This window comes from Streptomyces sp. C1-1, from assembly GCF_050214755.1.
Lineage (GTDB): Bacteria > Actinomycetota > Actinomycetes > Streptomycetales > Streptomycetaceae > Streptomyces.
Genome location: NZ_CP189826.1, coordinates 6,364,003 through 6,388,532, shown reverse-complemented (window position 1 = coordinate 6,388,532; position 24,530 = coordinate 6,364,003). Strand labels below are relative to the sequence as shown.

General features: G+C 72.7%; 18 protein-coding genes. 16 read left to right on the top strand and 2 right to left on the bottom strand.

The genetic code is table 11. The features are described 5' to 3' along the window. Positions 1-57: 57 nt before the first annotated feature. Positions 58-594 (bottom strand): HNH endonuclease, encoded by a 537-nt coding sequence (locus tag ACQF4J_RS29125; RefSeq protein WP_142152015.1) that lies wholly within the window; start codon positions 592-594, stop codon positions 58-60. A gap of 322 nt (positions 595-916) precedes the next feature. Between ACQF4J_RS29125 and ACQF4J_RS29120 the strand changes: the two genes are divergently transcribed. From ACQF4J_RS29120 to ACQF4J_RS29055, 14 genes are all read left to right on the top strand, one after another. Continuing rightward, on the top strand, positions 917-2,020 hold the full coding sequence (locus tag ACQF4J_RS29120) for a mechanosensitive ion channel family protein (RefSeq protein WP_351566014.1): 1,104 nt from the start codon (positions 917-919) through the stop codon (positions 2,018-2,020). A gap of 229 nt (positions 2,021-2,249) precedes the next feature. Further along, positions 2,250-3,461, top strand: coding sequence for an ROK family transcriptional regulator (locus tag ACQF4J_RS29115; RefSeq protein ID WP_351566011.1), 1,212 nt, complete (start codon positions 2,250-2,252; stop codon positions 3,459-3,461). A 59-nt stretch (positions 3,462-3,520) separates the two neighbouring features. Continuing rightward, positions 3,521-4,882 (top strand): ABC transporter substrate-binding protein, encoded by a 1,362-nt coding sequence (locus ACQF4J_RS29110; RefSeq protein WP_427167147.1) that lies wholly within the window; start codon positions 3,521-3,523, stop codon positions 4,880-4,882. Continuing rightward, positions 4,882-5,823 (top strand): carbohydrate ABC transporter permease, encoded by a 942-nt coding sequence (locus ACQF4J_RS29105; RefSeq protein WP_351566006.1) that lies wholly within the window; start codon positions 4,882-4,884, stop codon positions 5,821-5,823. The genes ACQF4J_RS29110 and ACQF4J_RS29105 overlap by 1 nt, the downstream gene beginning before the upstream one ends. A 2-nt stretch (positions 5,824-5,825) precedes the next feature. Beyond that, the gene (locus tag ACQF4J_RS29100; RefSeq protein ID WP_351566003.1) at positions 5,826-6,719 is read left to right on the top strand and encodes a carbohydrate ABC transporter permease; all 894 of its coding nucleotides are present in this window, start codon (positions 5,826-5,828) and stop codon (positions 6,717-6,719) included. A gap of 6 nt (positions 6,720-6,725) precedes the next feature. Then, positions 6,726-7,991 carry a 6-phospho-beta-glucosidase gene (locus ACQF4J_RS29095; RefSeq protein ID WP_351800445.1) on the top strand — a complete coding sequence of 422 codons (1,266 nt, stop codon included), beginning with the start codon at positions 6,726-6,728 and terminating at the stop codon, positions 7,989-7,991. Then, positions 7,982-8,953 (top strand): N-acetylglucosamine kinase, encoded by a 972-nt coding sequence (locus ACQF4J_RS29090; RefSeq protein WP_427167146.1) that lies wholly within the window; start codon positions 7,982-7,984, stop codon positions 8,951-8,953. Before ACQF4J_RS29095 ends, ACQF4J_RS29090 begins: the two co-directional genes overlap by 10 nt. Before the next feature lie 216 nt (positions 8,954-9,169). Beyond that, positions 9,170-10,615 carry a hypothetical protein gene (locus tag ACQF4J_RS29085; protein WP_427167145.1) on the top strand — a complete coding sequence of 482 codons (1,446 nt, stop codon included), beginning with the start codon at positions 9,170-9,172 and terminating at the stop codon, positions 10,613-10,615. 14 nt (positions 10,616-10,629) lie between these two features. Beyond that, positions 10,630-11,673 carry a glutamate ABC transporter substrate-binding protein gene (locus ACQF4J_RS29080; protein ID WP_351565994.1) on the top strand — a complete coding sequence of 348 codons (1,044 nt, stop codon included), beginning with the start codon at positions 10,630-10,632 and terminating at the stop codon, positions 11,671-11,673. A 55-nt stretch (positions 11,674-11,728) separates the two neighbouring features. Further along, the gene (locus ACQF4J_RS29075; RefSeq protein ID WP_427167144.1) at positions 11,729-13,057 is read left to right on the top strand and encodes a hypothetical protein; all 1,329 of its coding nucleotides are present in this window, start codon (positions 11,729-11,731) and stop codon (positions 13,055-13,057) included. Beyond that, entirely contained in the window at positions 13,054-15,552 is a 2,499-nt protein-coding gene (locus tag ACQF4J_RS29070) for a tetratricopeptide repeat protein (RefSeq protein WP_427167143.1), read from the top strand. The genes ACQF4J_RS29075 and ACQF4J_RS29070 overlap by 4 nt, the downstream gene beginning before the upstream one ends. Beyond that, complete coding sequence (locus tag ACQF4J_RS29065; RefSeq protein WP_427167142.1) at positions 15,553-16,872, top strand: PP2C family serine/threonine-protein phosphatase; 1,320 nt, start codon at positions 15,553-15,555, stop codon at positions 16,870-16,872. It abuts the gene before it with no gap. Between the two features lie 97 nt (positions 16,873-16,969). Then, positions 16,970-18,316: a vWA domain-containing protein gene (locus tag ACQF4J_RS29060; protein ID WP_351565982.1), complete on the top strand. Its 1,347-nt coding sequence runs from the start codon at positions 16,970-16,972 to the stop codon at positions 18,314-18,316. Between the two features lie 31 nt (positions 18,317-18,347). After that, a complete protein-coding gene (locus ACQF4J_RS29055) occupies positions 18,348-19,694 on the top strand; it encodes an FHA domain-containing protein (RefSeq protein WP_427167141.1) in 1,347 nt (448 codons plus the stop codon). Between the two features lie 4 nt (positions 19,695-19,698). On the opposite strand, the gene ACQF4J_RS29050 is transcribed toward ACQF4J_RS29055, so the two are convergent. Next, complete coding sequence (locus ACQF4J_RS29050) at positions 19,699-20,688, bottom strand: methyltransferase domain-containing protein (protein ID WP_351565976.1); 990 nt, start codon at positions 20,686-20,688, stop codon at positions 19,699-19,701. Between the two features lie 68 nt (positions 20,689-20,756). Between ACQF4J_RS29050 and ACQF4J_RS29045 the strand changes: the two genes are divergently transcribed. Together ACQF4J_RS29045 and ACQF4J_RS29040 are read left to right on the top strand one after the other, a co-directional pair. Then, entirely contained in the window at positions 20,757-21,170 is a 414-nt protein-coding gene (locus ACQF4J_RS29045) for a globin (RefSeq protein ID WP_351565974.1), read from the top strand. Positions 21,171-21,283: 113 nt separating this feature from the next. Further along, complete coding sequence (locus ACQF4J_RS29040) at positions 21,284-24,529, top strand: FtsX-like permease family protein (protein ID WP_427167140.1); 3,246 nt, start codon at positions 21,284-21,286, stop codon at positions 24,527-24,529. Position 24,530: the final 1 nt, after the last annotated feature.

Sequence of the window (24,530 nt, the reverse complement as noted above, 5' to 3'; positions counted from 1 at the left end):
GCCGAACGCCACACACTGCCGCAGTCCCTGTGAGCAGGGTGTGCGAAGGCCCGGATCTCAGGCGGAGATGCCGTCGATCCGGGCCAGGGCGTCGTCCGCGCCGAACGGCTGGAGGTACGGCAGCCAGCGCGGGTCCCTGTGACCGGTCCCGATGATGCGCCAGGCCAGACCGCTGGGCGGGGCGGGTTTGTGGCGCAGCCGCCACCCGATCTCGAACAGATGCCGGTCGGCCTTGACATGGTTGCAGCGGCGGCACGAGGCCACCACGTTGTCCCAGACGTGCTTGCCCCCGCGGCTGCGCGGGATGACGTGGTCGACGCTGGTTGCGACGCCACCGCAGTACATGCACCGGCCTCCGTCGCGCGCGAAGAGCGCACGGCGGGTGAGAGGAACGGGCCCCCGATAGGGAACCCGGACGAATCGCTTGAGCCGGACCACGCTAGGTGCGGGGACTGTGACGGTTGCGCTGTGCATGAAGGCGCCGGATTCCTCGAGGGAGACGGCCTTGTTCTCCAGGACGAGGACGAGCGCGCGGCGGAGCGGTACGACGCCAAGTGGCTCGTACGACGCGTTGAGGACCAGGACATGCGGCACGGATGCCTCCTTGGGCGTCGGCGGCGCGTGGCTCGCGCCGGGACGATCTGTGGTCAGTCTCCCCTCATGCCTGGTGGTGGCGCCACCATGTCCCGGTAACGGGCTGGGAGTGTTTTCGACCACATCTCATTCATCCCCAGGACCGGGATCGGTCTATCCCACCTGCTCAACCCGGGGTGCACACGGACTCTCCTCAGAAGATGGCAGGGATTCGCACACCGTGCCCCGATAGTGTGGTGGGCCTGCCCGTCCGGTGACCTTTTCGTGACCTTGACCGCGTTGCGTGCCGGAGGGCGGACCGCTGCACCTGGAGGTACCCGCCGTGTCCTTGCCCGCCGTCCTACTGGCCGCCGGTTCGTCGCCGTCGCCGTCCCCGTCTCCCTCGGGGTCGACCGCCGTGACGGTCCCCACGCTCCAGGACGCCCAGGAGAGCGCGACCAACGCCGCCAGCTGGGTCGAGCAGAACTGGTCGACGTGGCTCGCGATCGGCCTCAGGGTCCTGCTCATCCTGGTGATAGCGGGCGTGCTCAGAGCGGTGGTGCAGCGGGCGATCACCAAGCTGATAGACCGGATGACCCGCACCGCCGAGGCCGTCGACGGCACCTCGCTGGGCGGTCTGCTGGTCAACAACGAGCGGCGCCGCCAGCGCTCGCAGGCGATCGGCTCGGTCCTGCGGTCGGTGGCGTCCTTCGTGATCCTGGGCACCGCGGCGCTGATGGTCCTGGGCGCGTTCCAGATCAACCTGGCCCCGCTGCTGGCCTCCGCCGGTGTCGCGGGTGTGGCGATCGGTTTCGGCGCCCGCAACCTGGTCACCGACTTCCTCTCCGGTGTCTTCATGATCCTGGAGGACCAGTACGGCGTCGGCGACACGATCGACGCGGGCGTCGCCTCCGGCGAGGTCATAGAGGTCGGCCTGCGGGTGACCAAGCTGCGCGGCGCGAGCGGTGAGATCTGGTACGTCCGCAACGGCGAGGTCAAGCGCATCGGCAACCTCTCCCAGGGCTGGGCCACGGCCGGCGTCGACGTCACCGTGAAGGGGAACGAGGACCTGGACCGGCTCAAGGCCACGCTCGACGAGGTCGCCGAGAAGATGAGCGCGGAGGAGCCCTGGAACGAGCTCCTGTGGAGCCCGATCGAGGTCCTCGGCCTGGACAGCGTCCTGCTGGACTCGATGGTCGTCCGCGTCTCCGCCAAGACCATGCCCGGCAAGTCCCTCGCGGTCGAACGCGAACTGCGCTGGCGCATCAAGCGGGCCTTCGACGCGGCGAACATCCGCATCGTGGGCGGCGCGACGGCCGCCGAGGACGAGGCGGAGGCCGCCGACCCGACGGCGGCGGTCGCGGCCCCGTCGGCCCTGGCCAACCCGGACTCGGCCCAGTCGGCCGCGGCTTCGCCGATAGGGGCGCAGCGGTCGGCGCCGAAGTAACGGCCGCGGACGAGCCCCACCCGAACCGCACCGCCCCCGAGGTAACGAGTCTGTTGCCTCGGGGGCGGTTTCTCTTGACGCCCCCTTCGCCCCGGGCTTACGTTCCTTTCCAGCCAATAGGAAACTTTCCTAACAGTGATCTCCCGCCAGGGATCGACGGATGATCAACCGATGGACTTCCGTCCCAGGTCACTGAGAAGCTGGGCAGTCGAGAGGCAGGTGTCGACCCATGGCAGGAACCGCCGGTACGCCGGGCACCCCGCGCGTCCTGCGCGCCATGAACGACCGCGCCGCGCTGGACCTCCTCCTGGAGCACGGCCCGCTGTCCCGCACGCGGATCGGCAAGCTCACCGGCCTGTCCAAGCCGACCGCCTCCCAGCTCCTGGCCCGCCTGGAGGCGGCCGGGCTCGTGCTCGCCACCGGCACCACCGAAGGCCGGCCCGGCCCCAACGCCCAGCTGTACGAGGTCAACCCGGCCGCCGCGTACGCCGCCGGGCTCGACGTCACCCCCGAGCGCATCCTGGCGGCCGTCGCGGACGTCACGGGCCGCACGGTCGGGTCGTACGAGCTCCCCACCCCGGGACGCCGTCCGGCCCAGCCCGTCGTCCGGCAGGTCACCGACGCCCTCGACGGCGCCGTGAAGGCGGCGGGACTGGCCCGGGACGACGTCCACCGGATCGTCATCGGCACCCCCGGCGCCTTCGACCCCAACACCGGCCGGCTGCGCTACGCCTCCCACCTCCCGGGCTGGCACACCCCGGCCCTGCTCGACGAACTCGCCGCCGCGCTGCCGATGCCGGTGGAGTACGAGAACGACGTCAACCTCGCCGCCGTGGCCGAACAGCGGCTCGGCGCGGCCCGCGGGCACGAGGACTTCGTGCTGCTGTGGAACGAGGGGGGCCTCGGCGCCGCGCTCGTCCTCGGCGGCCGCCTGCACCGCGGCTGGACCGGCGGCGCGGGCGAGGTGGGCTTCCTGCCCGTGCCCGGCGTGCCGCTCGTCCGGCAGGTGACCAAGGCCAACAGCGGCGGCTACCAGGAGCTGGCCGGCTCCCAGGCCGTCCCGCGGCTCGCCCGCGAACTCGGCATCGCCGACATCCCCTCGGGCCCGTACGCCGAGGCCGCGGCCGCGCTCGTCGAGCGGGCGGCGGCCGAGGACACCGCCCCGCACCGACTGCTGCTCCAGACATACGCGACCCGCCTGGCCACCGGTCTCGCCTCCCTCGTCTCCGTCCTCGACCCCGAACTCGTCGTCCTCAGCGGCGCCTCGCTGACCGCCGGCGGCGAGGTGCTGCGCGCCCACGTCCAGGCCGAGCTGGAGGAGCTGGCCGCCGCCCGCCCCCGGCTCGTGGTCGGCGACGTCCGTGAACACCCCGTACTGCGGGGCGCGCTGGAGAGCGCCCTCGCGACCACCCGCGACGAGGTCTTCGACACCTCGCGCTGACCCCTCGGCCCCACCCCCCTTCCCCGCCCTAGCCCCTTGCGCCTCTGGGAGACCTCGCCATGCCCGAAAAGTCCTGGAAAGTCATACCCGAAGTGTCCCGGAAGGCGGTCGTCGCGCTGGCCGCCTCCGCCTCCCTCGCCCTCCTCGCCACCGCCTGTACCGGCCAGTCGAGCTCCGGTGCGAGCGACGACGCCTCCAAGGACACGACCATCAACTTCTGGCACGCCTGGAGCGCGCCGAACGAGGTGAAGGCCGTCAAGTCCCTGGTCGCCGGCTTCGAGAAGGCCCACCCCAACATCCACGTCAACGTCATCGGCAACATGACGGACGACAAGATCAACCAGGCGCTGCGCACGGGCGGGGACAAGGCCCCGGACGTCATCTCCTCCTTCACCACCAACAACGTCGGCAAGTTCTGCTCCTCGGGGGCGCTGGTCGACCTCAACCCGTTCTTCAAGAAGTCGGACATCGACCCCGAGACGACGTTCCCGAAGGCGATGAACGAGTACACCCAGTTCGACGGCGACCGCTGCACGGCGCCGCTGCTGGGCGACGCCTACGGCCTCTACTACAACAAGACGGCGTTCGCCAAGGCCGGCATCAGCGGTCCGCCGAAGACCTGGTCCGAGTTCGAGGCCGACGCCAAGAAGCTGACGATCCCCCAGGGCGACGGCTACAAGCAGCTCGGGTTCATGCCGGACTACCACGGCTGGGAGACGACGACCGAGCACTACTTCGGGCAGTTCTCGCCGACCTACTTCAACAAGGCCGGCAAGTCGAACCTCGCCACCGATCCCGCCTTCGAGGCCGGCTTCAAGCTGCAGAAGAAGCTGGTGGACGAACTCGGCGGATTCAAGAAGCTGGAGACCTACCGCTCCAAGCTCGGTGACGAGTGGGGCCCCAAGCACCCCTTCCACACCGGTCAGGTCGCCATGCAGCTGGACGGCGAGTGGCGTCTGGGCATGGCCCTGGACGCCAAGCCGAACTTCGACGTCGGCGTCGCCCCGCTGCCCGTCCCCGACGACCAGGCGAGCCAGTACGGCAAGGGCTACATCACCGGCACCATCGCCGGCATCGCCGCCACCAGCCACAAGCAGAACGCGGCCTGGGAGTTCGTCAAGTACATCACCACGGACACCGACGCGGTGGTGGGCTTCTCCAACGGCATCCACAACGTCCCCTCGACGCTCGCGGCCCTGAAGTCGCCGAAGCTGAAGTACGACCCGCGCTTCAAGACGTTCCTGGACATCGCCGCGAACCCGGCCTCCACGACGTCCCCCGCCTCGATCAACGGCGGCGTCTACCTCACGACGATCCAGCAGCTGGGCTACGACTACGAGAGCGGCAAGGTCACCGACCTCAAGGCCGCGCTGAAGACGACGGCCGCGCAGATCGACACGGACATCGCGCAGGCGAAGTAATGACCGCGATCACCCTGGCGTCGAAACGCCGCAAGTCGGCGCTGCGCACCCTCGCCTTCATGTCGCCCTGGTTGATCGGCTTCGCGGTCTTCTTCGCGTACCCGCTGATCTCGACGGTCTACTTCTCCTTCATGCACTACGACGGCTTCAAACCGCCGACGTGGAGCGGCACGAAGAACTGGACCTACGTCTTCGAGCACTACCCCTTCTTCTGGCCGGCCCTGCGCAACACCCTGTGGCTGGTGCTGGTGATGGTCAGCCTGAGGGTCGTCTTCGGCCTCGGCGTCGGCATGCTGATCACCAAGATCAAGACGGGCACCGGGGTGTTCCGCACCCTCTTCTACCTGCCCTACCTCGCCCCGCCGGTGGCCGCGACGATGGCGTTCGCGTTCCTGCTCAACCCCGGTACGGGCCCGGTCAACTCGATCCTGGAGAAGGCCGGCATCCCGGCCCCCGGCTGGTTCAACGACCCCTCCTGGTCCAAGCCGGCCCTCACCCTGCTCGCGCTGTGGGGCATCGGCGACCTGATGGTCATCTTCATGGCCGCGCTGCTCGACGTGCCGCAGGAGCAGTACGAGGCGGCCGAACTGGACGGGGCCTCGGCCTGGCAGCGGTTCCGGTTCGTCACCCTTCCCAACATCTCGCCGATCGTGATGTTCGCCGTCGTCACCGGCGTGATCCAGACCATGCAGTACTACACGCAGCCGCTCATCGCGGGGAAGGTCGCCTCGGGCGTGATCCAGGGCGCGGGCACCCAGTTCGAGCCCGGTTACCCGGACAAGTCGACCCTGACCCTCCCCCAGCTCGTCTACAACCTCGGCTTCCAGCGCTTCGACTACGGCTCCGCGTGTGTCGTCGCCCTCGTCCTGTTCGCCCTGTCCATGGTGTTCACCGCGTTCCTGATGCGGCGCCGGGGCGGTCTCAACCTGGCAGGTGACTGACCATGACCCAAGTACTGGACCGGCCCGTGCCGTTGAAGGCGCCGGTCTCCCCCGCCGAACGCACCGCCCGCCGCAGGTCGCTGCTGCAGTGGATAGCCGTCCACTCCCTCGGCGTCGCGGCCGCGCTCTTCTTCGTCCTGCCCTTCGTGTTCGTGTTCCTGACCTCCCTGATGAGCGACACCCAGGCCCTGAGCCGGGACCTGATCCCGCACACCTGGGAATGGGGCAACTACAAGAAGGTCTTCGACACCCCCGGCTTTCTGACCTGGTGGAAGAACACCCTGATCTACGCGGGACTGGGCACGGTCCTAACGGTCGTGTCGTCGATCCCGGTGGCGTACGCGCTCGCCAAGTTCCGCTTCCGGGGCCGCAATCTGTCGCTGATGCTGGTCATCTCGATGATGATGCTGCCGCCGCAGGTGATCATCATCCCGATGTACCTGTTCTGGGCGAAGCAGCTGGACCTCTCCGGCACGCTGTGGCCGCTGATCATCCCGATGGCGTTCGGCGACGCGTTCTCCATCTTCCTGCTGCGCCAGTTCCTGATGACCATCCCGAACGAGTACATCGACGCCGCGAAGGTGGACGGCTGCGGCGATCTGCGCACCCTGCTGAAGGTCGTGATCCCGATGGCCAAGCCGGGGATCGCGGCCGTGGGCCTCTTCCAGTTCTTCTACGCCTGGAACGACTACTTCGGCCCGCAGATCTACGCGTCGGAGAACCCGGGCGCCTGGACCCTGTCCTACGGCCTGGAGTCGTTCAAGGGCGCGCACCACACCGACTGGAACCTGACCATGGCCGCGACCGTGCTGGTCATGGCCCCCGTGATCCTCGTGTTCTTCTTCGCCCAGAAGGCGTTCGTCGAGGGCGTCACGCTCACCGGAGTGAAGGGTTAACCCAGCATGAAACTCACCGTGGTCGGCGGAGGGTCGACCTACACCCCCGAACTCATCGACGGGTTCGCCCGCCTGCGCGACACCCTGCCCATCGAGGAACTGGTCCTGGTCGACCCGGCCGCCGAACGGCTGGAGCTGGTCGGCGGCCTCGCCCGCCGCATCTTCGCCAAGCAGGGGCATGACGGCCGGATCGTCACCACCTCCGACCTGGACGCGGGCGTCGAGGGCGCGGACGCGGTCCTGCTCCAGCTGCGGGTCGGCGGACAGGCGGCGCGCGAGCAGGACGAGACCTGGCCGCTGGAGTGCGGCTGCGTGGGCCAGGAGACCACCGGCGCCGGCGGCCTGGCGAAGGCGCTGCGCACGGTCCCCGTGGTCCTCGACATCGCCGAACGGGTCCGCCGTGCCAACCCGGACGCCTGGATCATCGACTTCACCAACCCGGTCGGCATCGTCACCCGCGCCCTGCTGCAGGCGGGCCACAAGGCGGTCGGCCTGTGCAACGTGGCGATCGGCTTCCAGCGCAAGTTCGCGAACCTGCTCGGCGTGACGCCCGCCGACATCCATCTGGAGCACGTCGGCCTCAACCACCTCACCTGGGAGACCGGCGTACGGCTCGGCGGCCCCGAGGGCGAGAACGCGCTGCCCGCGCTGCTGGCCGAGCACGGCGACGCCATCGCCGCCGACCTGCGCCTGCCCCGCGACATCCTCGACCGCCTCGGCGTGGTCCCCTCCTACTACCTGCGCTACTACTACGCGCACGACGAGGTCGTCCGGGAACTGCGCACCAAGCCCTCCCGCGCCGCCGAAGTGGCGGAAATGGAACGGCAGTTGCTGAAGATGTACGGCGACCCGGCCCTGGCCGAGAAGCCGGCGCTGCTGGCCAAGCGGGGCGGCGCCTACTACTCGGAGGCGGCCGTGGACCTCGCGGCCGGACTGCTCGGCGGGGGCGGCTCGCCGTACCAGGTGGTGAACACCCTCAACCGCGGCACGCTGCCCTTCCTGCCCGACGACGCGGTGATCGAGGTGCAGGCGGCGGTGGGCCCCAAGGGTCCGACCCCGCTGCCCGTCCCCGACGTCGACCCGCTGTACGCGGGGCTGACGGCGAACGTGACGGCCTACGAGGACCTGGCGCTGGAGGCGGCCCTGCGGGGCGGCCGGGACCGGGTGTTCCGGGCCCTGCTCGCCCACCCCCTCGTCGGCCAGTACGCGTACGCCGACGCCCTCACCGACCGACTGATCGCACACAACCGGGAGCATCTCGCGTGGGCATGACCGCACGTGTCCTCGCCGTCGACGCGGGCAACAGCAAGACCGACGTCGCCGTCGTGGCGGCCGACGGCACCGTCCTCGCCACGGCCCGCGGCGGGGGGTTCCGGCCGCCGGTGGTCGGCGTGGAGGCGGCCGTGGACGCCGTCGCCGCGGCGGTGACCCGGGCCTTCACCGCCTCCGGGGTGGCGTCCGTCGACCATGTCTCCGCCTGCCTCGCCAACGCCGACTTCCCCGTGGAGGAGGAGCAGTTGGCGGCCGCGCTGCACGCGCGCGGGTGGGGCACGTCGGTGGAGGTCCGCAACGACACCTTCGCGATCCTGCGGGCCGGCGTCACCGAGCCGCGCGGGGTCGCCGTCGTCTGCGGCGCCGGCATCAACTGCGTCGGCATGCGCCCCGACGGCCGCACCGCCCGCTTCCCGGCGCTCGGCCGCATCTCCGGCGACTGGGGCGGCGGCTGGGGGCTGGCGGAGGAGGCGCTGTGGCACGCGGCGCGCGCCGAGGACGGACGGGGCGAGCCGACGGCTCTCGCCCGCACGCTCCCCGCCCACTTCGGCCTCCCCACCATGCTCGCCCTCATCGAGGCCCTGCACCTGGAGACGGTGGCGCCCGCCCGCCGCCACGAACTGACGCCGGTCCTCTTCGCCACCGCCGCGGACGGCGATCCGATCGCCCGGGCGATCGTCGACCGGCTCGCGGACGAGGTCGTCACCATGGCGACAGTCGCCCTGAGCCGCCTCGGCCTGCTGGAGGAGGAGACACCGGTCCTGCTGGGAGGTGGCGTACTGGCCGCCCAGCACCCGCAGTTGAACGACGGCATCCGCGACCTCCTCTCGGTCCGCGCCCCGAAGGCGGTGCCACGGGTGGTGACGGCGAGTCCGGTGCTGGGGGCGGCACTGCTGGGGCTGGACAGGGTCGGAGCGAGAGCTGAGGTGCACGAGCGGGTGCGGGCGCACTTCGAGCGCTGACCTGGTGGGAACCGAACTGATTCCGGCGGCGTATTCATGGGCAGGGGGTGGTGCGGGACTCCGAGTCGCGCGCCGGTGCTGTGTCTTCCGGGGGGCGACCCCCGGGCCCACGGCGCAGGAGCACTGCGATCCGATCAAGATCCAGTGAAGGCCGGTGCGCATGTCGGTCCCGGCGGCGATACTGGCGGCGACGGATGGCCATGGGGGAGGTCAACAGTGACAACACCGCCGAAGAGCAGTGCGGCGCCACCGGGTTCCGGTGTGCCCACCCTGCCCGCCGTGCCACCGCAGCCCGCGTCCCCGGCGCCGCCGGGCCCCGCGCCCGCGCCGGAGCCCGCCCCCGCGCGCCGCACCGCCTTCGCCGAGGGCGTCGACCGGCTGCGCGCGGCCGCCACCACGGAGCCGGGGCGGCTGCGCATCATCGGCGCGCTGCTCGCCCTCCTGGTCGTCGCGTTCGGCGCGGTCGCCGCCTGGCAGATGACGGACCGGGCGAGCGCCGCCGACGACGTCCTCAACAGCAGCCAGCCGCTCAGCTCCGACGCGGCCGAGATCTACGCCTCCCTCGCCGACGCCAACACGGCCGCCGCCAGCGGCTATCTCGCCGGCCCGCAGGAGAAGCCCGACATCCGGCAGCGCTACCAGCGCGACATCGACACCGCGGCCGCCAAGCTGGTCACGGCCGCCGCGAGCTCCAAGGCCGGGTCGGAGTCGGCGAAGACCATCGCGGACCTCAACAAGCTGCTGCCGACGTACAAGGGCCTGGTGGAGACGGCCCGCAGCAACAACCGGCAGGGCTACCCGGTGGGCGGCGCCTACCTGCGCGCCGCGAACGAGACGATGCAGCAGCAGATGCTGCCGAAGGCCGAGGCGCTGTACCAGCGGGAGAACCAGCGGCTGAACTCCGACTACGCGGACGCCAAGGCGTTCCCGTGGGCCGCGGTCTGCCTCGGTGTCGCCGCCCTGGCCGCACTGGCCTGGTCCCAGCGGCGCAACTACCTGCGCACCAACCGGGTCCTCAACCACGGCCTGGTCACGGCCTCGGCCGCCTCCGTGGTGGTCCTGCTCTGGCTGGTCGTCGGCCACACCGTCGCCCGCGCCGGCCTGAACGACTCCTACGACCACGGCGTCCGCTCGCTGAACGTCCTGCACGACGCCCGCATCGCGTCCCTGACGGCCCGCAGCGACGAGAACCTCAGCCTGATCCGCCGCGGCGCCGACACCACCCTGGTCGGCGACACGCCCAAGGACGCCTACGCCGTCGGGTACGACACCCAGATCGCGAAGCTGGCCGGCTCCCTCACCAAGGCCGGCTCCCTCGCCGACGACGCGGCGGGCAGGAAGCCGGTGAAGGACGCCGACGGCTACATGCAGGCGTGGAAGGACCGGCACACCGTCGCCCAGAGGAAGAACGACCAGGGCGACTACCAGCAGGCCCGCGACAAGGTCATCGGCGTCGGCAAGGACCCCACGAGCGTGTGCTTCGACAACGTCGACGCGGCGCTGCAGAAGGCGCTCACCCACGAGGACGACGAGTTCAGGCAGGCCGCGCGCGGGGGTCGGGACGCGCTGGACGGACTGCCGTACGGGGCCGCGGTGCTGGCGGTCCTGGGCGCGGCCGGAGCGGTGCTGGGCATCGGTCGCAGGCTGTCGGAATACCGGTGAGAGGGGGCGTGACGATGAATGCGCGGCGTCTGACACAGCGTCTGCGGACCGGCCTGCGCGGCTGGGGCGGAGTGAGTGCGATGGCGGTCGTGTGCGCCCTGGCGCTGGCCTTCGTCCTGCTGCTGCCCCGGACCCAGTCGGGCGGCGCCGCCGCGGCCGGCGCGGGCCAGGGGCTCGCCCACGGACTGCAGGCCAAGGCGGACGAGAAGTGCGACAACGGCCGGTTCCCGCAGGACCAGAGCCTGTCGCCGTCCGGCACCAGCGCCACGCAGAAGAACGTCGACGCCATCAAGACCCGAGGGCGTCTGATCGTCGGCGTGGACACCAACAGCTACCGCTGGGGCTACCTCAACCCCAACAACGCCGACGGCGCGCTGGAGGGCTTCGACATCGACCTCGCCCACCGGATCGCCCGCGACCTGCTCGGCGACCCCGACAAGGTCACGTTCAAGGCCATTCCCACCAGCCGCCGGATAGACGCCATCAACGACGGCGAGGTCGACATGGTGGTGCGCACCATGACGATCACCTGCGACCGCCTGGGCAAGGTGGACTTCTCGGCGCCCTACTTCAAGACGGGCCAGCAGGTCCTCGCGCCCAAGAACTCGACGATCACCGGCTACAACGCGACCCTCGCCGGCAAGAAGGTGTGCTCGGCGGACTCCTCCACGGCCCTGGAGAACCTGAGGGCGGACAAGGGCCACAGGATTCCCGCGTCCACCGACATCGGCACGGTCGTCCCCAACCAGCTCGACTGCCTGGTGAAGCTGCAGCTCGGCGAGGTCGCCGCGGTCGTCACCGACGGCGCGCTCGCCGCCAGCCAGGCCGCACAGGACCCGACGGTGGAGCTCAAGGGCGGCCTGTTCACCCACGAGTACTACGGCGTGGCGATGAAGAGGGGCTCGGAGGATCTGGTACGCCAGGTCAACCGGACCCTGGCGAACTACATCAAGGACGGCGGCTGGGCCGACTCGTACCAGACCTGGCTGCACCCCACCATGGACCAGGACGGCAAGAAGTCGCCGTCGGCGACCCCTCCCGAAGCCAACTACCGGTGACCGATGATCGACTGACGGACGACTGACGGATGACGACAGCAGCGAGAGGTGATCGATGGGCGTCACGGACCCCGCCGGGCCGGTGATGGACCGGGACGAGGTGGACCGTGCGCTGGCGCGGCTCGGCGCGGAGCACGAGGCGATCGAGACCTCGCTCCTCGCCCTGCAGGACCACGCGGGCCGCAGACTCCTCGAAGGTGCCGAGCTGACCGGTGTCACCAAGGAGCGCTGGGCGTCCGCGGAGGCGTCGATCACGCTGCTGTGGGCGTACTTCGACGCCTACTCCGACGCGTTGCGCTCCGCCCGGGAGATCCGTGCCCGCCGCCGCTGGTCCAGTCGCGAGGACCTGGTGGAGCTGACGGAACTGCTGCGCGGCGAGGCCGTCACGCTCGCCGGTTCGACCACCGCCACGGCCAACGCCCCGACGCTGCAGGGCGGTTCGAGCCGGCTGAGCGAGCAGTTCTCGCTGGCCGCGCTGGTGGACCGGATGAACGAGCTGTACGCGACGAGCCTGGACATGGTCGTCGCCGCCGACGCGGTGTGGTCGGCGCTGCCCGCCCGGATCGATTTACTCGCCGCGGAGCTGCAGCGCACCCGCAAGCTCGCCCACTCCGTCGGTGTGCGCCCCGGTGAGCACCCGGCCGGCGACGACCTGGAGCGCATCACGCGCACGCTGACGTCCCTGCGCGAGCAGGTGGTGTCCGACCCGCTCGCGTACTGGGTTCCGGCGCAGGGCAGTTCGGCGCCCGGCGGCGGCCGGCCGGACCTGACGGTGTACGACCGCCAGGCGCGCGCCCTGGAGGACGTGCGCCGGGAGATCGACGCCGTGCTCACCGTCCGGCAGGACGCCGAGCAGCGGCTGATCCGGCTGCGGGACGTGCTCAGCCGCGCCGACCGCACGCTCGCCGAGGCGCGCACCGCGCGCGGCGAGGTCCTCGCGAAGATCGCCGCGACGGAGGTGCCCGTGGTCAGCGGCCCGCCGACCGCGCTGCAGGAGCAGCTGGCGGCGGCCGCCGAGTACCGCAGACACGCCCAGTGGCACCGCCTGTCCCCGCTCCTGGAATCGCTGGAGCAGAAGGCGGAGGACGAACTGCTGCGCGCCCGCGAGTCGTTGACCGCGGTCACCGCGCCGCTGGCGGTCCGCGCGGAGCTGCGCGGCCGTCTCGACGCGTACAAGGCGAAGGTCGCCCGGCACGGGCTCGCCGAGGACCCGTTCCTGATCGAGCGGTACGACGCGGCCCGCCGCATGCTGTGGAGCGCGCCCTGCGATCTGCGCGTCGCCGAACAGGCCGTGCTGCGTTATCAGCGGGCGGCCGCCGAGCTGCTCGGCGCCCCGCGCGTGCCGGGGCAGGGCGGTCCCGAAGACCGTGGGGGGGAGTCATGAGCCAGGCACACCAGACCTGCCAGCGGCCGGACTGCGAGGGATCGTACGAGGACGTCGGCGGCGGCGAGCTGTACTGCGACACCTGTGGTCTCGCGCCGGTCGTCGCGGCCGGGGGTCCCGCTTCCGCGCGAGGCTCCACGGGCTCGCGGGCGGCCGGCGACAACGACGGCTCGGGCAGCGGCGGTTCGCGCCCGACCGGCCGCGGCAGCTCGCGTACGTCGTCGCAGTCGTCGAAGTCCCGGCGCTCGGTGTCGGGGCGGCTCTCGCGCTCCCTGTCGGGCCGGTCCACGGGCCGTTCGGTGTCGGTGCGCAGCTCCGGCTCCGGCAGCGGCACCAGTGGCCGCGGCCGGCTCGGGGCGGGTCTGGTGCAGGTGCCGGACGTGCCGCGGCCCGACCCGCGCGCGATGGTGCTGGAGAACCCGGAGGTGCCCGAGCGCAAGCGGTTCTGCTCGCGTTCGGACTGCGGTGCGCCGGTGGGCCGTTCACGCGAGGAGCGGCCGGGTCGTACGGAGGGGTTCTGCACCAAGTGCGGCCACCCGTACTCGTTCGTGCCGAAGCTGAAGGCCGGCGACGTGGTGCACGGCCAGTACGAGGTCGCGGGCTGTCTGGCGCACGGCGGGCTCGGCTGGGTCTACCTCGCGGTGGACAAGGCGGTGTCCGACCGGTGGGTGGTCCTCAAGGGTCTGCTGGACACCGGCGACCAGGACGCGATGGCGGCGGCGATCTCCGAGCGGCGCTTCCTCGCCGAGATCGAGCACGCCAACATCGTGCGGATCTACAACTTCGTGGAGCACCTCGACCAGCGCACCGGCTCCATGGACGGCTACATCGTCATGGAGTACGTCGGCGGCAAGTCGCTGAAGGAGATCGCCAACGGCCGCCGTACCCCGGACGGCAAGCGGGATCCGCTGCCGGTGGAGCAGGCGTGCGCGTACGGCATCGAGGCGCTGGAGGCGCTCGGCCATCTGCACAGCCGCAACCTGCTGTACTGCGACTTCAAGGTCGACAACGCCATCCAGACCGAGGACCAGCTCAAGCTCATCGACATGGGCGCGGTGCGCAGGATGGACGACGAGGAGTCGGCCATCTACGGCACGGTGGGCTACCAGGCGCCGGAGGTCGCGGAGGTCGGCCCCTCGGTGGCGAGCGACCTGTACACGGTGGCCCGCACCCTGGCCGTGCTGACCTTCGACTTCCAGGGCTACACGAACGTCTTCGTGGACTCCCTGCCCGACCCGGACAATATCGAGGTCTTTCACGAGTACGAGTCCTTCTACCGCCTGCTGGTCCGCGCCACCGACCCCGACCCGGCCCGCCGCTTCGCCTCCGCGCAGGAGATGGGCGAGCAGCTGACCGGGGTGCTGCGGGAGGTCGTGTCGCTGCAGACGGGACGGGCGCGGCCGGCGCTGTCGACGCTGTTCGGGCCCGAACTGCGGGTCACGGACGTGGAGTTGTTCCCGAAGCTGGACGGCGAGGTGTCCCGGCTCGGGGCGCGGGCGGTGCTGCCTCCGAAGGGACCGGGTCCGGCACCCGCGTCCGGCGACGGTTCCCCGTCGATCGTCAAGCCGGTCGACTACCCCGCCGCCGCCCTCGCGCTGCCGATCCCCCACGTCGACCCTGACGACCCCAACGCCGGTTTCCTGGCGGGCCTGATGACGACCGCGCCGGCCGAGCTGCTGGGGGCGCTCGCGGCGGCGCCCGCGCAGTCGGTCGAGACACGGCTCCGGCAGATCCGGGCCTGGCTGGAGAACGGCGACTCCGAGGCCGCCGTCACCTCGCTGGGCACGCTGGAGGACGAGCGGCCCGACGACTGGCGGGTGGTGTGGTACCGGGGCGTGGCCGCGCTGGTCACCGGCGATCAGGAGGGCGCCGCGCTCGCCTTCGACGCGATCTACGACGCCTTCCCCGGCGAGATGGCGCCGAAGCTGGCGCTGGGCCTGTGCGCGGAGGTGCTGGGCCAGCTGGACAACGCCGCCGAGTACTACCGGCTGGTGTGGTCGACCGACCCGAGCTATGTGAGCGCCGCCTTCGGGCTGGCCCGCGTCCAGCTCGCCGCCGGGGACCGGCGAAGTGCCGTGGGCACGCTGGAGTCGGTGTCGGAGTCGTCCATCCACTACACGGCCGCGCGCGTGGCCGCCGTACGGGCGCGGCTGCGCGGGCGCACGGCCGTGGCCGGGGACGTACCGTTCCTGGAGGACCTGACGGCCGCCGCCGGGCAGGTCGAGGCGCTGGACGCGTACGGTCTGGACCCGGCGCGCCGGGAGCAGTTGTCGGCCGAGGTCCTCGGGTGCGCCCTGGACTGGATACTCTCCGGGGGCCGGGGTTCCGCGCCCGCGGGGCGGCGGACGTTGCTCGGCAGCGATCTGGACGAGCGGGGACTCCGCTTCGGCCTGGAGCGTTCGTACCGCACGCTGGCCCGGCTGGCGCGGGGCGGCGAGGAGAGGATCGACCTGGTGGAACGAGCCAACCGTTACCGCCCCCGGACGTGGGTGTAGTTGATGTCGCAGATGCCCCAGTTGTCCGCCTGCCCGAGCTGCGAATGGCCGCTCGAGTCGGGTGACCGTTTCTGCGGTGCGTGCGGATACGACCTGTCCGCACTGCCGCCACGGCCGGACGACCACCCGACGGTCGCGCTGAACAACCCGGCGGGCCACGACGGCACGGACCGGCCCGCCGCGCCGGAGCCGGCCGGGGCGGGTGCCCCCGCGGCCGCCGCCGCGCCGGCCGAGCCGCGCGGCACCGACACGGGCGGTGTCCCGCTGCCGCCGCAGGCGCCGCCGACCGGTTCGCCGGTCTCCCCGGCCTCCGGTGTGCGCTTCGACCGGCCGCCGGAGCCCGAGGAGTACCCGTTGCAGGCGCCCGACCCGCGCATCGCCGACCTCGCCGCGCCCGGCGGGGAGCCCAAGCTGTGCGTGGCCTGCCGGGCGGGCCGCGTGGACAGCGACGGCTACTGCGAGAACTGCGGGCACGCCCAGCCCCGGGAGCGCGACCACATGGAGCAGGAGTGCGGCCCACTGGCCGCCGTCAGCGACCGCGGTCTGCGCCACCACCGCAACGAGGACGCCTTCGGCATCGGCCACACCGCCCTGCCCGACGGCTCCCCGGCCTCGGTGGCGATCGTCTGCGACGGCGTCTCCTCCGCGACCCGCCCCGACGACGCCTCCTTCGCCGCCGCCCGGACCGCGAGCGAGTCGGTGCTCGCCGCCCTGCCCCGGGGCACGCACCCGCAGCAGGCCATGCACGAGGCGATCGTCGCCGCGTCGCACGCGGTCAACGCCCTGGCCGCCGAGCCCGCCACGGCCCGCGAGCACGCCCCGCACCAGAACGCGCCCGCCTGCACGATCGTCGGCGCCGTCGTCACCTCGGGCCTGCTGATCGTCGGCTGGGTCGGCGACAGCCGCGCCTACTGGGTCCCGGTGGACCGCTCCTCACCCCCGGCCCGGCTCACCGAGGACGACTCCTGGGCAGCGCAGATGGTCGCCGCGGGCCTGATGAACGAGGCCGAGGCCTACGCCGACGAGCGCGCCCACGCGATCACCGGCTGGCTCGGCGCGGACGCCTACGAACTCGACCCGCACACCGCTTCCTTCAAGCCGGACCGGCCGGGTGTGGTGGTGGTGTGCACGGACGGGCTGTGGAACTACGCGGAGGCGGCCCAGGAGATGGCCGAGGCCGTCCCCGCGGACGCCGACCGGCACCCCCTGCACAGCGCCCGGGTGCTGGTGGGTCACGCCCTGGACGGCGGGGGCCACGACAACGTAACAGTGGCCGTCGTGCCGTTCCCGGCCGTGTCCCAGGGGGCAGGATCGGCCTGAGGCCGCATACGGGGAGGCCCGGCGGACCGGAGGGGACCGGTCCGCTTCCAGTCATCGCCTCACGGCTGTGAGGTGCGCGAGGGGGATTCGATCAGGCATGGCCAATTTCTCGAAGTCGAACGTGCCGCAGTTCTCGATGGACGTCTACCAGAACGAGTACCTGCCGGAGGGCGGCCGCGAGGTCAACGCGATCGTCACGGTGACCGCCACCGGCGGCGGCACCGTCGGCAGCGCCGTCAAGGCGCCTCAGCTGTACTCGCCCGGCCAGGGCCCGTCCGCGGCCGTGGCCGTCATGGTCGACTGCTCCGGCTCGATGGACTACCCGCCGACCAAGATGCGCAACGCCCGCGACGCGACGGCGGCCGCGATCGACACCCTGCGCGACGGGGTGCACTTCGCGGTGATCGGCGGCACGCACATCGCCAAGGAGGTCTACCCCGGAGGCGGACGCCTCGCGGTGGCCGACGCCACCACCCGGGAGCAGGCCAGGCAGGCACTGCGCAAGCTCAGCGCGGGCGGCGGCACGGCCATCGGCACCTGGCTGCGGCTGGCCGACCGCCTGCTGTCCTCCGCCGACGTCGCCATCCGGCACGGCATCCTGCTCACCGACGGCCGCAACGAGCACGAGTCACCCGAGGACCTGAAGGCCGCCCTGGACTCCTGCGCCGGACGGTTCACCTGTGACGCACGCGGCGTGGGCACCGACTGGGAAGTGAAAGAAGTCACAGGCATCGCCTCCGCCCTGCTCGGCACCGCCGACATCGTCGCCGACCCGGCCGGCCTCGCCGCCGACTTCACGCGGATGATGGAGACGGCGATGGGCAAGGAGGTCGGCGACGTCGCCCTCAGGCTGTGGACGCCGGTGGGCACGACCATCAAGTTCGTCAAGCAGGTCGCGCCCACCGTGGAGGAGCTGACCGACCGCCGCAGCGAGGCCGGACCGCGCGCCGGGGACTACCCCACCGGCTCCTGGGGAGACGAGTCCCGTGACTACCACGTGTGCGTGGAGGTACCCCCGGCCGGTGTCGGCCGGGAGATGCTCGCCGCCCGCGTCTCCCTGGTCGTCCCGCAGCCCGACGGCACCGCGGAGAACCTGGGCCCCCAGGGCCTGGTCCGGGCCGTGTGGACCGACGACATGACGGCCTCCACGTCGATCAACGCGCAGGTCGCCCACTACACGGGGCAGGCCGAGCTGGCCCAGGCCATCCAGCAGGGGCTCGACCTGCGCAAAGCGGGAGATTTCGACGGAGCAACGGCCAAGCTGGGCCGGGCCGTTCAGCTCGCGAGCGTCTCGGGGAACGCCGATACTGCGAAACTGCTTGCGAAGGTGGTGGACGTCGTCGACGCCGCGACAGGTACTGTGCGACTGAAGGCGAAGGTCGCGGAGGCCGACGAGATGACTCTCGAGACGCGGTCGACAAAGACTGTTCGTGTGAAGAAGTGACCTGAGACGAACGAAGGAGGGACGCGCCGACATGCCGACCTGCCCGAACGGACACCAGTCGGGTTCCGACGACTGGTGCGAGGTCTGCGGTCACCGCATGGCCGGTGCCGTACCTCCGCCCCCGCCCCCGCCGCCCCCCGCGGGCGGTGGCTACGGCTTCCCGCCGCCGCAGGGCACACAGCCCGGCGGCCGCCCCCCGCACCTGTCCGCCGTACCGGACCCGGAGCCCGAGCTCTGCCCGCAGTGCCGCACGCCCCGCGAGGGCGGCGCGCCGTTCTGCGAGGAGTGCCGGTGGAACTTCCTCACCAATACGGCGACCTCGTACACCCCGGCCGCCCCGCGCCCGCCGGCCCCCGGCCCGAACGTGCGCTACCAGCAGCCGCCCGGCCCGTCGTACGGCGGCGGTGACTCGTACGAGTACCAGGGCTCGCGCCCGTCGCAGGTGAACCGCCCCGCCGAGCCGATCCCGCCGTTCGGCAGCGAGCCCTCCGGCCCCACCGGCTTCGGCAACGACCCCCGGCCCGGCCCCCCGCCGGGCTTCGGCAACGACCCGCGCCCGGGCGGCCCCTCCGGCTACGGCAACGACCCGCGCCCCGGCGGTCCCCCCGGCTACGGCAACGGCCCGGGTGGTCCCTCGAACTTCGGCCCCGACACCTCCCGCCCCGTCCCGCCCGGCCCGCCGCCGACCGCGGGCGGTCCCGGCGGCGGCATCCCGCAGGCGTTCCAGCAGCCCGGTCCGGGCCCGTCCGGCCCGCCCGCCCCGCCGGCGTTCCCGCGGGAGACGCAGCGCCCGCCGCAGGGCGGTCCGTCCTTCGGCGGCAACGACGACGACTGGGTGATCTCCCCGCCGTCGTCCGGCCCCGGCGCCCCGGGCGGCCCCGGCCCCGGCGGCTACGGCTACCCGCAGCCCGGCACCACCCAGGCCCCGCCGCCCGGCCAGGGCTTCCAGCAGGCGCCCCCGCAGGCCGGTCCGGCGACCTGGACGGCGACCATCGGGCCGGACCGCGAGTACTTCATGGCGATGATGCAGCGCTCGGGTCCGGAGGCCGCGGGTCTCAACCTGCCCGCGTACTCGCCCGAGCAGCAGCGCACGCTCTCCGGCAACCAGATCACCATCGGCCGCCGCCGCCACTCCACCGGCGACACCCCGGACATCGACCTGTCGGTGCCGCCGGAGGACCCGGGCGTCTCGCACCAGCACGCGGTGCTGGTCCAGCAGCCGGACGGCAGCTGGGCGGTCGTCGACCAGAACTCGACGAACGGCACGACCGTCAACGGCTCCGAGGAGCCCATCCAGCCCTTCGTGCCGGTACCGCTGCAGGACGGCGACCGGGTGCACGTGGGCGCCTGGACGACGATCACCGTACGCAGGGGCTGAGCGGCTAACGGACCGGCAGGGGCCAGACGTACGGCCCCTCCGGATCGTCCAGCCAGGCCCACTCGCCGTCGCCGTGGACCGTGACGCCGTACCGCTCGCGCCGCGGCCTGCCCTCGCGCTCCCACAGGACGTATGCCTCCTGCGGGTCGAGGCTGCCGCGTGTGAGGGCGAACAGGAAGCGGAAGAGGTCGTCGCCGCGGGCATGGCTCGGGATGCCGCCGAGGTGGGCCGGTTCCGGCTCGGGGCGGCTCTCGCCGCGCAGCGGCACGAAGTAGGCCGGCGTGTGCAGGAAGCGGCCCTCGGCGTGGCCCGCGTCCTCGACGGTCAGGGCGATCAGGCCGGTGGCGAGCGGGGTCAGGACGCGGGCGCCCGGCGAGCACTGGGCGAGCCAGGCGAGCGGGACCGAGGACAGGGTGCAGGTCGCCACGATCCGGTCGAAGGGTGCTCGCCGGGGGACTCCGCGGGCGCCGTCGCCGGTGACGACGACGGGCCGGTGCCCGGCCGCGGCCAGGTGCTGCCGGGCCGCGTCCGTGATCTCCGGGTAGAGGTCGACCGTGGTGACCAGGTCGTCGTCGCCGAGCCGGTGGGCGAGCAGGGCCGCGTTGTAGCCGGTGCCGGTGCCGACCTCCAGGACCCGGTCGCCGTCCCGCACCCGCAGTTCGGCCAGCATCTTCGCCATGAGCGAGGGCTGGCTGCTGGAGGAGACCAGGTCGCCGTCCCGCAGCCGCGTGGCCAGCGGGGCGTCGGCGTACGCGCCGCGCATCCACTTCTCCCGCTCGCCCCGGTCCGGGCTCTCGCCCCACCGCCGCTCGTAGCCGCCCCTGACGCCGACGTAGTAGTACGGCACGAACAGATGGCGCGGAACCGCCTCGAACGCCTCCCGCCAGACCGGGTCGCTCTCCCAGGCGCCGCTGAGCTCGATCTCCCGCACCAGCGCCGCCCGCAAGGTGGCGGCGAGGTCCGCCAGTTCGTCGTCCAGGGTGTGCGTGCCCATACGTCCACTGTGCACCCGGGATACCCGGGGACCTAAGCCTCAAGTCCTGGTTCCCCGGGTCTGAGAGCATGGAGCACGTGAAAGAGATCCGGCGCGGCACGCTTGAGACGCAGACCTTCTACGAGCAGGTCGGCGGGGAGGAGACCTTCCGCCGCCTCGTCCACCGTTTCTACGAGGGCGTGGCGGACGACCCCGTCCTGCGGCCCATGTATCCCGAGGAGGACCTCGGGCCGGCCGAGGAGCGCCTCACGCTGTTCCTGATCCAGTACTGGGGCGGCCCGACGACGTACAGCGACAACCGCGGCCACCCGCGCCTGCGGATGCGGCACGTGCCCTTCGTGGTGAACCGCGAGGCGCACGACGCCTGGCTGCGGCACATGCGTACCGCCCTCGACGACCTCGGTCTGTCCGAGGAGCACGAGCAGGAGCTGTGGCGGTATCTGACCTACGCGGCCGCCTCGATGATCAACACCCCGGACTGAAACCGGTCACGATCCGGTCAAGTTCGATCTACAAGCGCTTACCCGGGACCCCGCCCCTCTGACAGCATCGCCGGAAGGTCCGGACGACGTCCGGACGGCCACGGGGGGTCGGGGTGACGGGGTTCGGTGCGGTCGCACGGTTCGTCGTGCTGCGTGCCCGCGCCCACCGCCTGCTGCTGGCCGCCGCCCTCCTCACCGTCCTGCTGACCACCGCGGTCCTCGCCACCCTCACCGCCTACGCGGGCGCGATCGGCGACGCGGCGCTGCGCCACTCCCTGCGGGACCCGCGCAGCGCCGCCGACAGCGCCCTGGTCGTCAAGTCCGAGGTGCCCGCGGACCGGCGGGCCGCCGCCGACACCGCCGTACGGCGGGCCGCGCGCGGCGCCTTCGACGGGCTGCCGGTGACCGTGCGGACGCTGGTGCGGTCCGGTCCGTACGCGCTGCCCCGCTCGCTGCAGCCACCGGCCGCGCGGTCCGGCGAGCCGGACCTCACGTACGTCGCGGCGCTGGATCCCACGCAGGTGCGGATCGTCGGGGGCCGGATGCCCCGGGAGGCCGCCGGCGTCGAGGTGGCCCTGCCGCAGAACGCGGCCCGGCGCCTGGGCCTGAAGCCCGGCGCCCGGCTCACCCTCACCGACCGGCTCGGCGGCCCCAAGGTGCGCGTCACGCTGACCGGCGTGTACCGGCCGGTGGCGGCCGACGCGCCCTACTGGCGGCTGGACGACCTGGGCGGCCGCGGTGTCACGACCGTCGACTTCACGACGTACGGGCCGCTGCTCGCCGCGCCCGGCGTCCTGGCCGGCGACAAGGTCAGCGCCGGACAGTCCTCCTGGCTGGTGGCCGCCGACTTCTCCACGCTGAGCACCGACCGGATCGGTGAGCTGCGCGCCGCTGCCCGCGCGGGCGGTGCCGCGCTGCGCGGGCAGCCCGCGCTCGGCGGTTCCACGGCCGTGACCACCCAACTGCCGGACGTCCTCGACCGCGTCGAGCGCTCCCTGCTCGTCTCCCGTTCCACCCTGCTCATCGTGGCCCTGCAACTGGGCCTCCTCGCCGGCTGCGCGCTGCTGCTGGTGGCCCGGCTGCTGAGCGCCGAACGCACCGGCGAGACACGGGTGCTGCGCGCCCGCGGCGCCTCCCGGGCCCGGATCGCCGCGTTCGCCGCGCTGGAGGCGCTGTTCCTCGCCGTCCCCGCGGTGGTGTGCGCGCCGCTGCTGTCCGGGCCGCTGACCCGGCTGATGGCCGGGCAGGGCGCGCTGGCCCGGATCGGGCTGCATCCGGACGTGCCGGCCGCCGGCCGGCCGGGGGTGTGGCTGGTGGCGGCGGGCGTGGCGCTGGGCTGCGCGCTGGCGGTGACACTGCCGGCGCTGACCGTCGAGGGGCTGCGGCCCGGGCGGGCACGAGCGCTGCCCGGCTCGGTGCGGGCGGGCGCGGACCTGGCTCTGCTGGCGGTGGCCGCGGTGGCGTACTGGCAGCTGGGCCGCCAGACCTCCGGTGCCGTCAGCGGCGACCGGTCGGGCACGCTCGGCATCGACCCCCTGCTCGTCGCGGCGCCCGCGCTGGCCCTACTCGCCGGCACGGTGCTGACCCTGCGCCTGCTGCCCCTGGTGGCGCGGCTCGCCGAGCGCCGGGCGGCCGGCGGGCGCGGACTGACCGCCGCCCTGGCGGGCTGGCAGCTCAGCCGGCGTCCCATGCGCGGGGCCGGACCGGTGCTGCTGCTCGTCCTCGCCGTCGCGCTCGGCATGCTGGCCATCGGGCAGGGCGCCTCCTGGAGCCGCTCGCAGGACGACCGGGCCGACTTCGCCGCGGGCGCGCCGGTGCGCGTCCTGGGCGCGGGCGACGGCGGGCTCGGGCGCACCGAGACCTACGCGGCCGTCGCGCACGTACGGCACACCGCCCCCGCCGTCCGCACCGAGCTGCCGCTGTCCGGCGACCGTACGGCGAAACTGCTGGCCCTGGACACCGCGCACGCGGCGGACACGCTGCTGCTGCGCCGGGACCTGGCCTCCGAACCGGTGGGCCCGCTGCTCGCGTCGCTGGGCCCGAAGACGCCGTCGGCCGGCGCGAGGGTGCCCGCGCACACCGCCCGGCTGCGGCTGACGGCGACCCTGCGCAGCGCGCCGAGCACGGGCACGACGGCGGACGTCACGGTGACCCTGGAGGACGCGTACGGCACCCCGTACCAGATCCCGGCCGGCGACCTCCCCTCCGACGGCCGCCCGCACACCCTCGACATCCCGGTCTCCGACGGGCCGTTGAAGCTCACGGGCGTGCAGCTGGTGCTGCCGGTACCGGTCGGCAAGGCGGAGCGACAGCGGCTGACGCTCGACGGGTTGACGGCGACCGGTACGGACGACGCCGTGCGGAGGATCGAGCTGCCCGGCAGCTGGAAGGCGGCCTCGTCCAGCGACAGGGACGTGTCGTCGCCGGACGGAAGCACGGACCCGACCAGGCCGCGGGTGGGTACGTCCGGACCGCCGACTGTGGAGTACGGCACCGGGTACCTGCCGGACGAGGTGCACTGGGACGCCTCGGCGCTGACCCTGCGGATGCAGGTGGCACAGCCCGCGCTGCGCGAGGTCACGGCCGTGGCCACCGACCGTTTCCTCGCCTCCGTCGGCGCGCGCGCCGGACAGCGGGTGGACGTGACCGTCGCCGGGGAGAGCGTGCCGGTGCGGATCGCGCGTGCGGTGCGGGAACTGCCGACGGCGGGCGGGGCCGACGGGGGCGCGCTGCTGATGGATCTGCGGTCGCTGAACCGGGTGCTGGAGACGCGGTACGGGACCGGGGTCACGCCGACGGAGTGGTGGCTCACGACCGGCCCCGACGATACGGCCCGGGTCGCCGCGGCGCTGCGCGCGCTGCCCGACCTGGATCCGGCCCAGGTCGTCGTCCGGGAGGAGACGGCGGCGCAACTGCGGGACGATCCGTTCGGCGCGGGACCGGAAGCGGCGTTCGCGGCGGCGGCCGGGGTGGCGGCGGCGCTGGCCGCGGTCGGCTTCGCGGTGAGCGCGGCGGGCTCCCTGCGGGAGCGGGGCGCCGAACTCGCCGTCCTGCGCGCCCTGGGCGCCCCGCGCCGACGGCTGGCCCGCATGATCGCCGTGGAGCAGGGCGTGCTGGTGACACTGGCGCTGGTGGTCGGCACGGCGCTGGGGACCGTCCTGACCCGCGCGGTGATCCCCCTGATCGTCCTGACCGAACAGGCCACCCGCCCAGTACCGGCGGTCCTCGTAGAACTGCCGCTGCCGCAGGTGGCGTTGCTCCTGGCGGCGGTGGCCGCGGCCCCGCTGGCGGTGACGGCGGCGCTGGCGGTGCGGCGGGGCGATCCGGTGGTGTCGTTGCGGGAGCAGGGGGGTGAGTGAG